Origin of the sequence: Streptomyces sp. NPDC088817 (genome assembly GCF_044750345.1) — a bacterium.
Lineage (GTDB): Bacteria > Actinomycetota > Actinomycetes > Streptomycetales > Streptomycetaceae > Streptomyces.
Genome location: NZ_JBIVJN010000010.1, coordinates 99,132 through 112,122 on the forward strand (window position 1 = coordinate 99,132; position 12,991 = coordinate 112,122).

Here is a 12,991-nt window from a genome sequence, read left to right on the forward strand (position 1 = left end):
ACATCGAGCGGATGCCCGGTACCGGCCGTTGAACGGGATGTGACATGACCGTGCGCGCGAGCAGGACAGACTCCGACACAGCGCCTGCCGGCGCACCGGTTCCGATCACCCAGCGCCACGGCGCCCGCGCCGCGGCCGAGCGGGTCGTCGAGGGGGACACGGTGACCGTCTCCCTGGGCGGTCTCCGCTTCGAACTGCCACCGCGGGACCAGCTCGCCTACCTGGCGGGCCTCGGTCTCCTCACGGCGTTCGACCTCATCGAATGGCCGGTCGCGCTCGCCATCGCCGTGGGACACGAACTGGCCCGCACCCACCGCGGCAAGACCCTCCGCGAGTTCGGCGACGCCCTGGAACAGGCCTGAGTCGCTCGTCCCCACCGGGCCCGCGGGCGTTGTGCGCGCCCGGCACGAACGCCCGGAGCTACGGCCGGGTGCTGCCCGTGTGGCGGCGCCGCACTTCGCGCAGGAGGGCCAGGTCCTTCTCGAAGCCCCTCGTGTCGGCGGCGCCGACGAACGGCACCGGCAGCCAGACCACGGAGCCGTCGCGGAGCGTGGCGGCGACACGCAGCCGCTCACCGCTGCGGGCCCGGGGGTCGGCGGCTATGCGCAGGCCCTCGAGGTGGACGATCTCGTCCCACTTCAGCCGCCGCCACCGCAGCATCGCGCGGAAGCGCAGCCCGTCCGGGCCCGCCTCCACCCGTCGCCGGAGCATCCCGAGCGCACACCCGACGGCTCCGACGCCCACCGTCCCGGACAAGATGCCCCACTTCTCGGCGTCCGGACCCCCGAAGCCCGCCGCGACCCCCGCCGCGACCGCGGCCAACGTGGCCAGCGCGGTCGCCCAGCGCGCGGACTTCCCTTCCCACCGCAACGACACCTCAGCACGACTCGCCATTCCCAAGATCCTGCCACCCGCCCGCCACAGCACGTAAGACGCCTGTCAGGCCCGGGGCACGGACCTCGACGGCAACCCGCACTGACGGACGACCACCGCCACCACCAGCGAAACCCCAGGTCACAGCCCCCCGGTCGTACGGGTTTCCGCGCAGGGGTGGCGGTACGGCAAGATGGGGTGTTACTTGCCGCGAGAGAGCATGAAAAGGCCCCTCACCAGCAGTTTTCCCGCCGATGAGGGGCCGTCTCAGGCCGCCTGGGCCGTCTCTGGGCCGTCATGAGCGTGACCGGCGGCCCGGTACATCGTGGAGATGGCTTTCCGGGGCCGCTTCTCGCTGGGCGGCATCAGGTACGTGTGGGCCTTCGGCGACTGCGGACATGAGATGGGAGACACCCTCTGTGGTTGGGGCGGTCGGCTCCATGGTCTTGAGCCAGCCGCTTTGGGACGGGCCTCTGAAGATCATGGCTCCAACGTCGTGCTTTACCGAGTAACAACCGTCAACACTGTGCGGAGGCTGCCCGCGCTGCTAGGGCCGGATAGTCGCCGTGCCTGTCATGACGGTAGACGTCCCGACCCTGCTGCCGATTAGTGCTGGCAGGACCTGCGCTGGCCTGCGCGATCACCCACAGACGAGGTACTTCTGCTCCTCCACGCGCTCCCCGCTGATCGGTTCGCGGCGGTTGAGCTGCAGTGAAATCGGGCTACCGGGCGCGGAGAGGTACTGCGAGATGGCCTCGGTGAGGGCCTCCTCGAGTTCCTCCATGTCCTCACCTGAAGCGAAGCAGCCGGGTAGCTCCACTACTTCGGCCCAGAGTCCGTCGTCACCCTCGTCGTGAATGCGCACGTGGTAGGTCAGCTCGTTCTCGGACGTTGACTGATGCCTCATGGTCACGCCTCCTGTCCCCCCTTGCTGCCTGCCAGTCCCGCCTGCCGTAAGATCGCCGCAGTGAGAGCTGGAGAGTAGTCCTTCCGCTGGTGCATTGGCAGTGTGATGGGCCTGTGTCCAGGCTTCTCCATCTTTACTGAATGCTTCCCACCAATCGTCTGAGTCCATCCCTCACTCTCCAACAGAGTGATGGCACTCCTCTGATTAAGAACGCGCGGGAGGCTGCGTTTGCTTCCCATGCATCACCCCACTATGAACGACGAGGGTTTCGGATCGGCCACGGGGGGCGCATCAGTTGCGTCCATCCGAGGGATTTTTCATCCCATCGGTGCCTTGTGTCCTGCACTCCCACTACCGAGCGGTCGTGACTGAATCGTTACCTGGCGGGGGTCCTTGGGGTTCGTTGCTCGGCCCCTTGCCTGTGCGCCTGATGCCCGGCAGCGGCTTCATCGGTGAACCAAGGACTCCACAGGACATGCTTGTGTGGTGGGCCGTCCTTGCGGGTGCGAGCGTGTTCAAAGGTGCCCAACGGTGGACGGTGCTGATAGCCGGGGGCTAGTCGTCAGACGCGAAGCCCTAGCTCAGAGCCGCCCGGCTGGACTGGTTTTCCCAGGGGTGGCGGTCGGGCAAGTTGGCTGGGCTGTTAATTGTCGAGAGAGGGCGTGAAAATGCCCCTCACCAGCAGGTTTTCCTGCCGATGGGGGGCGGTTTCAGGCGGCGTGGGCCGTCTCTGGGCCGTCGTGGGCGTGACCGGCGGCCCGATACATCGCGGAGATGGCTTTCCGGGTCCGGGTCTCGCTGGACGGCATGAGGTGCGTGTAGACCCGGAGCGTGAATCCCGGATCGCTGTGGCCGAGGTACAGGCTCAGGGCCTTGATGCTCTCCCCGGCGTCCAGAAGGACCGAGGCGTAGAAGTGGCGCAGGGCGTGCATGCCGTGTTCGCGGGCCGCCGCGTACCGCTGCCCCCTCTCCGGGGCGGGGATGATGCCGGCGGATGCCAGCGCAGGCTTCCACGCCTGGTCATTGAACCCCTGGCTCCAGATGGCGGCGCCGATGCTGCTCGCGAAGACGAGCTGGTGCGTGACCTTGGGGCCGGTCGGGGTCAGCCAGGGCAAGGTCACGTCGACCGGTGGGAAGCGCGCCATGTGCTTGCGGAGGGCGGCCGACACCTCAGGGTCGAGGGGCACGTCACGGAGCTTGCCACGCTTGGGCGGGGCGAAGACCAGCGTCCCGCGCACCTTCTTAACCTGCTGGCGGACGTAGAGCCAGCCGAGGTCTCCGATGCTGTCGACGGCCAGGCCGAAGATTTCCCCTTGCCGCAGACCGCACCCGGCGCCGAGGTCGACCATGGCCCGGTAGCGCTCGGGGAGGCCAGCCCGGACGCTGAAGACCTGCTCTGAGGACCAGGGGTGTACGCGGGTCGGCGTGGCGCGGGGCGCCTTGACCGATCGGGCCCGGCAGGGGTTCGAGGCCAGGAGGCGGTCATCCACGGCCGCGTTCAGCACGGAGGACACGGCGTCGAAGATGAGCCGCCGGTACTGGGGCGAGGCTACGGCCCCTTCGAGCTGGCGGTTCCATTCGCGGATGTGCTCCGGCTGGAACGACCCGATGGGACGGCTGCCGAGATATGGCAGGGCATGAAGGCGTAACCGGCCTTCTACGGCGGCTCGGCTGCTCAGGTCGATTGTGAGAGCGGCGAGCCAGCGGTCGGTGTACTCGCGGAAGGTGACCCGGGCGGCCCTCGGGTCGATGTACTGCCCGCGCGCCATGTCCGCTTCGATGTTGGTCAGCCATGTGTCGGCCAAGCGCTTCTGCTTGTCCGGGAAGCTCTTGGACTTCTCGGTGCCGTCCGGGCCGATGTAGCGCGCGCGGTAGCGCATGCCCATGCCATGGCGGTCGGTTTTGACCTTGTGGGTCTTGCCGTCCGGGCCGGTCTCGGTCCGGTACCAGCGGTCTTGGATGTGGCCGGCCATCAGGCGGCCTCCTCGAGCCGGGAGTCGACCCAGGACCGCACGTCGGTCGGGTCGAAGCGGAGGTGCCGGCCGACGCGGAAGCCGCGGGGGCCGGTGTGCTTGCGGCGCCACTGGTAGACCGTCTCGACACTGGGGAGTTCGAACATCTCGACCAGGTCCTCGGGGGTCAGGAACCGGTTCGGTAGCTGTGAGGCCATGGTCAGCACTCCCTTTCGTCGGCGAGTTGGTCGCGTAGTGCTTCGCGGGCGGTTTCGCGGTTGAGTTGGAGGTCGCGGGCGATGGTGGCGGCGAGGGCGGATTCGCCGGGGGTGTGGCCGTGGCCGGCGTACTGCCAGTCGGCGAGGACGAGGACGGTGTCCGGCTCGTGGTCGTCGATACCGAGGGCGGTGTGTTCCTGGGCGGCGCGGTAGTCGGCGCGGGCCTGGCGGAGGGCGCCGAGGGTGGTCGAGTAGCGGCGCGACTTGGAGGAGAAGTGACCGCGGAAGCCGAGCATGTGCGCCCAGGCCCACAGCCGCCGGTCCGGATACAGCGGGTCGAGGAGCTTGCACGCGGCGACGAGGCGGCGGGTGTGGTCGGGCACGCCGTGGCGGTCGAGCTCGGACAGCTCACCGATGCGCCTGTCGAGGGTGCCGGTGTTCTCGGCCGCTTTGGTGGCGTACTTCGCGACGTAGGAGGCGACAGCCTGTTCCGTGATCTCGGAGCCGTCCCCGAACGCCTTGACCGTTCGTACGTCGAGCTGGGTTCCCCATCGGAACGTGCGAGCGGGTTCCTCGGCGGCGGCCGGGACGGAAACCGAGGTGTAGGAGTGCGCGGCAGCAGCACGGATCGAGTCGGCAAGGAGATCGACCGTGGCCCAGGTCGGTGGTGGAGTGCCGGGGCCCTCCGATCCGTCGAGGCGGATCACTGCATGAAAGTGCACGGCGCCCCGCTTCTGGAACTCAGCGACCTTGCCGTAGGACAGCCGGGCGCACTCTTTCAGCTCCCGTTGGGTGATGCCGGCGCGGGCGGCGATCTCCCGGCGGAGCCGGTTGGTGAAGCGCTGCCAGAGCTGCCCGGCGTGGTTGTTGAACAGCACGGCGCCCGCGTAGTCGTACGTGCTCGGGTCGAGGGCGGTGCCGAGGGCGGGATCGTCGGCGGGGTGGCGGGTGTCGCAGCGGCAGACGCCCCGGTCGGGCCGGTTGTGGACTGCGCCGAACGAGGGTGCCGTCAGAGTGGCGAAGACGCGGGGGTGGTCACGAACGGTGGAGGGGATGTCGCGGCGGTCGTCTCCAGCTAAGCCCGCACGGATGAGGTGGTAGGTGTCGCCCGCGTACGTCCAGGCGCAGGACGGGCAGCGAGAGGCGCGGCGGTTGCCGCAGGCGACGCGGAGCCGTCCGCCCGGTTCACCCTCGGTGGAGTAGTGGTGCAGGGTCTGGCTGGTCGTCTTGTCCTTGTGGAGGACCCAGCCGCGCAGATGAATCGGGTCGGCGCAGCCGCCGGTACGGCGGACCTGGTCTTCCCAGCGGTCGAAGCGGGGAGACCCGGCCACCCGGAGGAGGTCCCCCAGGGTGATCGGGTCCAGGCCCGCAAAGGTCGCGGTGTCGGTCACGCGGCACCGTCCGAAGCGGTTTCGGTGATCTGATCGAGCGCGGAGGCGGCTTCCTCGGCGGCACGAGCGAGAGCGCGCAGGGCGCCCGCGGTGCCCGGTTGGGCGAGGAGCGCGATGTCGACCTGCTCGCCGCCGATACGGAGGCTGACGAAGCCGCCGCCGTCGGGCGTGCTGTTGAAGACATTCACGCGGGTGGTGGTGTCCGGCTCCAGGTGGGCCGAGGTGGTGATGGTCTTCACGCGATCACCGCCCGGTCCGGACAAGGACGTTCCGTCGCGGCGACGGGACGAAGTCGGGCATCATGAAGCTTCCCTTTCGGGTCCGTTGGATCTGGAAGGTGGGAAGGCGCCCGGGGCGGAAGAGACTTGGCGGTTGAGGCCGCCCCGAGGGCCGCTCAGCGGTGCTTGTACGACGAGCCGATCAGCGAGCGCAGAACCACGGCGCAGACAGCGACCGAGGCCCCCGTGATGGCCACGGCCAGGAGCATGGAGACCAGGACCGCGCCGACGACCAGGACCGCGGCGGTGCCGCCGCCGACCAGGGCGAGCGCGGTGCCGGGGGTGAGCTGAACGGCCGGGCGGGACGGTGTTGCCGTGGCGCAGGAGGCCGGCGACAGAAGATGGGCAGCCGCCGGGATGTGGGCGGCCGGGGTGACGGCAGTCGGCTCGATGACGGCGGTCGGTATGACGATGCTGGTCGGTTGGGGCATGGTCGGGAGCTTGGGCCGGAGCATGAGCGAGTCTCCTTTCTCGGGTTACTTGACGGCGGTGTTGATGACGGGGGCGAAGAGGCTGTCTGCGAGGAGGTAGCCGCCGAGAAGGAGCACGGCGACGAGCCACCAGGGCGGGCGGATGAGCTTGACGCCGAGGACCCCGATGCAGAGGAGGGCGAACCAGAGCGGGACGTCCATGTCGGTGATCTCCGTCAGTTGACGCGGCAGCGGTGGGTACGGGCAGCGAGCTGGGCGGCGGACTGGCTGGAGTAGTCCGAGGACCAGCCGCAGCGGTCGTTGGTGCACACGGCGGCGTGCTTGGTCTGGCCGGTGCGGTCGCGGTGGGTGCCGATCTGGACCGGGCCGATGCGCATCACGGAGTGGAAGAAGTCACGGGAGGGCATGAGCTGTTCTCCTTGTCGGTCAGGCGAGGTGGGCGGCGATGGTGTCGGCGAGCTGGGCCGGGACGCCGAGACGGGCGCGCAGGGTGTCGGTGTCGATCTGGGCACCGGTTCGGGCCTGGTGGTCGGCGGCGACCTTCCGGGCGTGGTCGACGAGCGCGGCCGGGACCGGCAGGGCCGGGCGTGGTGCCGGGTCGACGGCCGGGAGAACTGGGGCGGGATCGTCGGCGACCGGGGTGACCGCTTCCGGATCGGCGACGGCGGCCGGTTCCGCCTCGATCTCGGGCTCATCCCTGGGTTCCGGGTCCGGGGTGGCAGGCGTCGGCGGAACCGGTGACCGGTCCCCAGCGGAGTGGGCGAGGAGGGTGCCGCCGAGGAAGGCGAGGGCGGGCCATCCGGCGATGCCGAGGCGGAGCAGGGCGGGCGGGTCGGCCAGGTCCAGGAAGCCGGCGGTGGCGACGTTCGCGCCGAGCGAGGCGAACAGCGCGACCACGAACCAGCACCAGGCCAGCCGGGACGGCCCGTCGGAGCGGAGTCGACGCCAGGAGGCGACCAGGAGCAGGTCAACGCTGACCGGGTAGGCCCATGCCTTCCAGCCGTCCTGACCGGCCGCGGCGGCGAGGTCGTGCAGGTGGGCGAAGGACAGGGCGCCGGCGATGACGGCCTGCACGAGGACCGCGTCGACCCGGAGGGCGGGGCGGGGGGCCATCAGGCGTCTCCGCCGGGGTAGTCGGGGCCGTCCTCGGGGTCGTAGCCGGGCGAGAAGGTGCCGGGCGGCGGCTCGGGCAGCGAGGCGGCCAGGGACGGGCTGACGGCGTCCACGAAGTCGAGGTCGGCGCCGGTCATGTCGGCGTACAGGGCGAGTTGCCCGAGGAGGAGCACGGTCCGGGCGAAGTCGTCGCAGTCGGGGCACATGGTGGGATCTCCCTTCTACGGGCGTGGTCAGGTCGCGGCAAGGGCCGTCTTGGACAGCGGCACCGGGATCGCGGGAGTGCCGGGAAGCACGGGCCGGAACGGGGAGAGTTCGGGCAGGTCCGGGGTCAGGTCGGCGTGCCGGTTACAGGTGTTGACTGCCTGACGGAGCGAGGTGTGCGGGGCACGGATGCGAGCCCATCCGCCGGTCGAATCGCCGGTGACGGCGACGCCCGGGGTGTCGGTGGGGATCTGGATCGCTGCCAGAACGGCATCCGGGGCGATGTCGCCGAAGGCCATGTTCGCCGAGGTTTCGTCGTTGACGCGGTGGGCGGTGCGGCCGGTGAGCTGGGCGCGGAGCATGGTGATGCCCTTGCCGAGTTCGGAGCCGAAGCGCTGCCCGCAGATTTCCAGGTAGATGCCGGCGGCGCGGCCGAGCTGGGCGAGGCGGACCAGCGCGGTGATGATCCGGTCCCTGCGTTTCTCCTCTTCCTTGTTGGCGAACAGGGCGAGTTCGGCGACCTCATCGACCAGGACCACGATCGGCACCGGCCGCAGTTCTTCCGGCAGGCTCCAGATATCGGCCGCGATCTCCGCATCCGGCACGTCAACGCTGATCCGCTGCTCGACGCGGATGAGTTGATAGACGCCCTCCATCCGGGTCACGAGCGCATCGAGGAGTTCGGCGGCGGTATCGGGGTTGTCGGCGAGCGCGGAGAACCGCCGGGCCAGGGGGAACAGTTCCACCCCTTGCTTGCAGTCGATGCCGACCAGGGCGACCCGGTGCGAGGCGAGCCCGGCCACCAGGTTGCGCTGGTAGACGGACTTGCCCGACTCCGTGGCGCCAAGGGTGAGCGCGTGGGGTATCGACCGGTAGTCGCGGTAGTGGACCGAGCCGTCTTCACGCAGGGCGACCGGAACCCGCATCGGCCGAGTGTCCAGCCGCGCCGGCATCTGCACCCGCTTGAGCACGTCGTAGCCGGGCCAACTCGTCACCACCGGCCGGCGCCGCCTCCTCCGCCTCGCCCGGCACTGGCCCTGGACCAGCGAGATCACAGGCGCCCTCGAGCGGCTCGCACTCCTGCCGAACCCTGGCTGACCAGCAGATTCACCCGACCCTACGAGAGGACCCTCCAGCCGGAGCAGTGGAACCCGGCGTTCACCCGAGACGACACTCGGGACCTCAGCCTGCCCAGCCTGAGCCCACAGCACGAAAACGGTCCACCGACTCCGTCGGCGGACCGTCACGAAACTTCGAGGCTAAGATCATGGCCCCAACGTCGTGCTTTAACGGGCAGGTCAACAGACTGCCCGACTCGCCGGAAGCTTACGGGGCCATGATCACTCGCCCCAAAGCAGCTCCTGCCCAAAGCCGCTACACCGACCTATAGTTTCCTATTTTCAGCCTCTTCCGCGAAAGTAAGACATCTTATGCTTTAGTGGCAGACGACTGGATCGCTCGCTCGGAGTGCTGATCGACACTAGGTGCGTCGACTTGCACTCGCTCAAAGCCTGTTCGTCTCCAGCTCTCGCATGCCCGACGGGGCAAGACGACGCGGATCGTTTTCGACGTGTGGCCGCCACGGGCGCTGGCCCTGCCAGCTCCTGACTCGCCATGTGCTCTTGGCGTCGCTGGCATCGTGCTGACCGCTGCAGTCGGCGACTGACGCCACGCCTTCGAGGGTGATTAACAGCGTAACTCCCGCGCTTCTAGCGGGCCTTGGCTACGATGCACATCTGTCAGTGAACGGCCCTGAGCATGGAGGCGGAAGTGGCTGAGCGATACGACTACGAGTCGCTGGGAGCGGATGTATTCCAGCAACTGTGTCAAGCAGTGCTCGTCGCAGCCAACCCAGACGTTCAGTGTTTCCCTGTTGGCATGCCAGATGGGGGTCGCGACGCCTCAGCACCCCATGGAAATATCTCAGACGCCATTATCTACCAAGTTAAATTCCGGCAGCCCACACCCAATAGACTCGCCACCCCGGATGAAATTCTAAAGTGGATCACTAAGGCATTGAAAGGCGAAGTCAAAAAAGTACAACATCTCGCGTCCCGAGGAGCCGAAAAGTACGTACTCATGACGAACGCTCAGTGTTCGTCCCACCCCGATAACGGGACGCGAGACCTCGTCCAGACTTGGCTCGACAGCGAGATGCCTATTCCATCGCAAGTGTGGTGGAGGGACGATCTGGACCGGCGCTTGGACGGCCAGACGGAAGTCAAGCGCACCTATGGATTTATTCGAGATCTGACCGGCCTTGCTGAGCTCCTTGGGTTGAGGGAACCCGAGGTCAAGGATAGATCCTTTGTTCGCATTGCGCAGAGGGATCCCCGGGTGAGCGCCCTCATGAAATACATGATGCACCAGTACAACCGGGATAGGGTGGTCAAGTTCAAGCAAGCAGAGCTCGAACCACAACTGCTCGATGTCTTCATTGATGTTCCGCTAGCACGAAATTTGCCGGAGAGGCCATTCTTCGCCTCAAACACCCTTGCTAGCAGGCGCTATGAGCCTCGGCAGTCGCCAACGGTACAAAAATGGTCCGGGCTTATCTCGCTAGGTGTTTCCAGTGCGTTTAGGACCAGCAATCGGACAACTGGGCTTCCTGCGGCGTCGGTCCTCCTGTCTGAAAGTATGGTGAACAAGGAGGCGCCGTCTACATCCAGGGTTGTTGTTGAAGGCGCCCCCGGCCAAGGAAAGTCGACGGTGGGCCAGTACGTATGCCAGGTCCACCGTTCCCGATTGCTCGGGAACTCTGACATCGAACGATTCAGCCTCGAGCATCGCTCAAGCCCTGTGCGCCTACCGTTCCATGTAGACTTTCGCGACTTGGCTGCCTGGCTGAGGCGCCTAGATCCATTTGATGTCACTAATGACGGACCGCCGGCAGGATGGTCTGACACTCTTGAGTCCTTTCTCGCTGCGCAGGTCACGCGGGCTTCAGGTGGCATCAATTTCACGGTCTCCGATTTGGACGCAGTTCTCCGAGCGACCCCCGCGATTCTCGTTCTTGACGGCCTGGATGAAGTGCCCGACCTGAACGATCGTCGATCCGTCGTCGGATGTGTAAATGAGGCACTCAATAGAATCGAACCTTTCAGTCCATCATTTCGGACTGTAGCCACGAGTCGTCCAAGTTCTTTTTCCAAAACACCGGGTTTTTCGAAGCGGGAATACACGTACTTTACTCTTGGTGACCTGCCACTAAGTCTTGTTCTTGAATACACGGATGGATGGCTGGAGTCTCGGAAGGTTTCTCACCAGGCGGCGCATGAAATTCGGCAGGTGCTGGGGCAAAAGTTGGGGCAGCCGCACATCGTAGACCTGGCTAGAAATCCTATGCAACTGGCCATTCTTCTCTGGCTCGTGCGCAAAAAAGGACCATCGCTCCCCGATAAGCGCACTGCGCTGTATCGCGAGTATATGGAAACCTTCCTGGACAGGGAGGCAGAGAAAAGCGAAATCGTCCGAGATGAGCGCGAGCTGATACTCGATCTGCATGGGTATGTGGCTTGGGTTCTCCATTGTCTCGCTGAGACTGGAGACTCGAATGGCAGCATCTCCGAACCGAGACTGAAGTCTCTACTAAAGAAGTATCTGGTGCTACGAGGATACAAAAAGAAGAAGCTAGAGCTCGTAGACAACCTCTTTACGGGGATGACTGACCGAGTAATGGTTCTGACTAGCCGAGTGCAGAACACCTTTGAGTTCGAGGTGCAGCCACTCCGGGAGTATTTTGCCGCTCGATACCTATATTCGACGGCGCGTACCTCAAGCCCAGGGTCTGAGCGGACAGGGAACCGCTCCGATCGCTTCGAAGCACTCCTGCGAAACCCCTACTGGTGGAATGTCACCCGTTTCTACGCAGGCTTCTCCGATGTAGGGGAACTCGCCAACCTCGTCGATTTGCTGGAAGACTTGGTAAATTCGGGTGGCGACTTTTCGCTCCTCTCGTACTCGCGAGAGGTAGCCCTCACACTCCTTCGTGATCAGGTCTTCTCTCAAAAACCGCGCTCTGTATCTAAGGTGGTCGAGCTGATCTCAACAGAAGACTCGGTCGCTCTTCTGTCGGGTAAAGGCATCTCGCATTCAGAATTGTCACTTCCTGCCGATTCAGGTGGAGAAGAGATTATCGAAATCATGATGAAAAGGATCGAGGCGCAGGCGGCATCTGGAATTCCAGACTTTGACGCTGCTCGGTTTCTCGCATCGAATGCCACAGGGCGTGAGACCGTTGACTGGTGGTACAGGAAGTGGTCGAGTGCACGAGGCATCCGCGCTCGTCGTCTGTGGTTCGCGCTCGGTCGGTACATGAACACCTTTGACGTCATCTCGGCCAGTCATGCCAGTCAGGTCGTTGCTGTAATGGGTGGCGATCTGCACTTTTGGCACATGGCGCTCCAGCTGGATTCCCCTCAGCAGCCATTCGCTGGAGAAGCAAGCGTCGACTCCTTCCTTGTTGCGCTCCGCGCCGGTGTGCGGCTCACTTCTGATCTAGGGCCGGGCCAGCAGTCTGGTGGAGTCCAGGCGGGGATCTCCAACTTGTCATCGATTAATCACGTTCTCTTCCTCCTGTACAACAATGGGCACCCAAACCCGTGGGGCGGGGTCGATGAACGGGCGCTAGCGGATGGAATGGTTCCGGCAAGGTACGTAGATCTATTCACAGCAATGCGCAACACACTCGTGCCGATTGATGGAGCAACTGGTGTTCGAAATGATTACGGCATCTGGGTGGATTACCATGAAGCGCTAGCGGAAGTCTTGGGTGGTGAGTGCCGACGCACTCTCGCTCTTGCCGCTGCCCTCGGCGACGTCCGAAGCGGAAATGTGAGCCGCAAAAAAGTGGATTCACTTGTTTCAGGCGACGTCTCGCCTGTACTGCGCTCCCGCTACGCTCGCCAGCGCCGCACGGATCTAGAGTGGTGGGCTGAACAGGCTAAGGGCATTCAGAATGCCGATGACGCCTTTTTTGTGCTGTGTTGCCTGATGGCGTGGGCTCCCGCTACCGCTCTCGCCGCCAATGCGAGAACACTTGAGAAGTGGGTGCGAGGGTTTGATGCCTACACCTTGAGTATCATCCGGTCTTTGACTTCGCCGGGTTGGGCGCGCAATGACCGCGAATCACAGCACGAGTTGCCCGAACGGATCACGCCAGGGCTCCTCTATCTGGCTTCCGCAAAAATGCCCAGGCGAGAATCTATCGCCAAGCTTGGCTCAACCGGAGATTCCAGCAGAGACCGGGATCTGATCGGCCTTGCCGGCACAGCGAGGCTAGGTGCGCTGGTCTTCTCAAGGGATTGGGTTGACTCGATCGATAACATTGTGGACGCGTATGCGAGCTATCAGCGTGACGGCTATATCTATCCAGCGCCTTATCGAACTACGGTTATTTCTTCGCAGACCAGCCGAGAAGTGCTACGGCGCGTCACAGAGTTGCCTGTCTGTGTGCGATTTTCGGCAAACGAGTCTCTTATGGCGGAATTGGCCCGGAAGGCTGCCACACTTTCCGATACATCTGCGAAGGAAGAGTGGTTCGATCGAGAGATGCTCGACTGACCTCCCAATACGCCCTGTCGATGCGCTCCGAGACCTAAGCTGTCCGATTCTGCGAGTGGCGG

Annotated in this window: 14 protein-coding genes and 1 pseudogene; 2 read left to right on the top strand and 13 right to left on the bottom strand. The window is 65.1% G+C overall.

Features of this window, described 5'->3' with window-relative positions; genetic code table 11:
- Window positions 1-44 precede the first annotated feature (44 nt).
- Window positions 45-362, top strand: a complete 318-nt coding sequence (locus ACIP4X_RS20115; protein ID WP_358728482.1) for a hypothetical protein — start codon at window positions 45-47, stop codon at window positions 360-362.
- Window positions 363-420: 58 nt separating this feature from the next.
- On the opposite strand, the gene ACIP4X_RS20120 is transcribed toward ACIP4X_RS20115, so the two are convergent.
- The 13 genes and pseudogenes from ACIP4X_RS20120 to ACIP4X_RS20180 all read right to left on the bottom strand — a co-directional run.
- Entirely contained in the window at window positions 421-894 is a 474-nt protein-coding gene (locus ACIP4X_RS20120) for a hypothetical protein (RefSeq protein WP_391452947.1), read from the bottom strand.
- Between the two features lie 619 nt (window positions 895-1,513).
- Window positions 1,514-1,780, bottom strand: a complete 267-nt coding sequence (locus ACIP4X_RS20125; RefSeq protein WP_401349740.1) for a type II toxin-antitoxin system HicB family antitoxin — start codon at window positions 1,778-1,780, stop codon at window positions 1,514-1,516.
- A 2-nt stretch (window positions 1,781-1,782) separates the two neighbouring features.
- Window positions 1,783-2,019, bottom strand: coding sequence for a type II toxin-antitoxin system HicA family toxin (locus ACIP4X_RS20130; RefSeq protein ID WP_401349742.1), 237 nt, complete (start codon window positions 2,017-2,019; stop codon window positions 1,783-1,785).
- A 471-nt stretch (window positions 2,020-2,490) separates the two neighbouring features.
- Window positions 2,491-3,753 (bottom strand): tyrosine-type recombinase/integrase, encoded by a 1,263-nt coding sequence (locus ACIP4X_RS20135; protein WP_401349745.1) that lies wholly within the window; start codon window positions 3,751-3,753, stop codon window positions 2,491-2,493.
- Window positions 3,753-3,950 (bottom strand): helix-turn-helix transcriptional regulator, encoded by a 198-nt coding sequence (locus ACIP4X_RS20140; RefSeq protein WP_401349748.1) that lies wholly within the window; start codon window positions 3,948-3,950, stop codon window positions 3,753-3,755. The genes ACIP4X_RS20135 and ACIP4X_RS20140 overlap by 1 nt, the downstream gene beginning before the upstream one ends.
- 2 nt (window positions 3,951-3,952) lie before the next feature.
- Entirely contained in the window at window positions 3,953-5,341 is a 1,389-nt protein-coding gene (gene repSA / locus ACIP4X_RS20145; protein WP_401349751.1) for a replication initiator protein RepSA, read from the bottom strand.
- The gene (locus tag ACIP4X_RS20150; RefSeq protein WP_401349754.1) at window positions 5,338-5,580 is read right to left on the bottom strand and encodes a hypothetical protein; all 243 of its coding nucleotides are present in this window, start codon (window positions 5,578-5,580) and stop codon (window positions 5,338-5,340) included. The genes repSA and ACIP4X_RS20150 overlap by 4 nt, the downstream gene beginning before the upstream one ends.
- 155 nt (window positions 5,581-5,735) lie before the next feature.
- Window positions 5,736-6,074 (bottom strand): SpdD-like protein, encoded by a 339-nt coding sequence (locus tag ACIP4X_RS20155; RefSeq protein WP_401349757.1) that lies wholly within the window; start codon window positions 6,072-6,074, stop codon window positions 5,736-5,738.
- A gap of 21 nt (window positions 6,075-6,095) precedes the next feature.
- Window positions 6,096-6,251, bottom strand: coding sequence for a hypothetical protein (locus tag ACIP4X_RS20160; RefSeq protein ID WP_401349760.1), 156 nt, complete (start codon window positions 6,249-6,251; stop codon window positions 6,096-6,098).
- A 14-nt stretch (window positions 6,252-6,265) separates the two neighbouring features.
- Entirely contained in the window at window positions 6,266-6,457 is a 192-nt protein-coding gene (locus ACIP4X_RS20165) for a mobile element transfer protein (protein ID WP_141360780.1), read from the bottom strand.
- Window positions 6,458-6,476: 19 nt separating this feature from the next.
- Entirely contained in the window at window positions 6,477-7,163 is a 687-nt protein-coding gene (locus ACIP4X_RS20170; RefSeq protein ID WP_401349763.1) for a DUF2637 domain-containing protein, read from the bottom strand.
- Window positions 7,163-7,369 carry a hypothetical protein gene (locus ACIP4X_RS20175; RefSeq protein WP_376654696.1) on the bottom strand — a complete coding sequence of 69 codons (207 nt, stop codon included), beginning with the start codon at window positions 7,367-7,369 and terminating at the stop codon, window positions 7,163-7,165. The genes ACIP4X_RS20170 and ACIP4X_RS20175 overlap by 1 nt, the downstream gene beginning before the upstream one ends.
- 27 nt (window positions 7,370-7,396) lie before the next feature.
- Window positions 7,397-8,350 (bottom strand): annotated as a pseudogene (locus tag ACIP4X_RS20180) (FtsK/SpoIIIE domain-containing protein); the annotation flags it as partial.
- Window positions 8,351-9,137: 787 nt separating this feature from the next.
- Here ACIP4X_RS20180 and ACIP4X_RS20185 point away from each other — a divergent pair.
- Window positions 9,138-12,929, top strand: coding sequence for an NACHT domain-containing protein (locus ACIP4X_RS20185; protein ID WP_401349766.1), 3,792 nt, complete (start codon window positions 9,138-9,140; stop codon window positions 12,927-12,929).
- Window positions 12,930-12,991 lie beyond the last annotated feature (62 nt).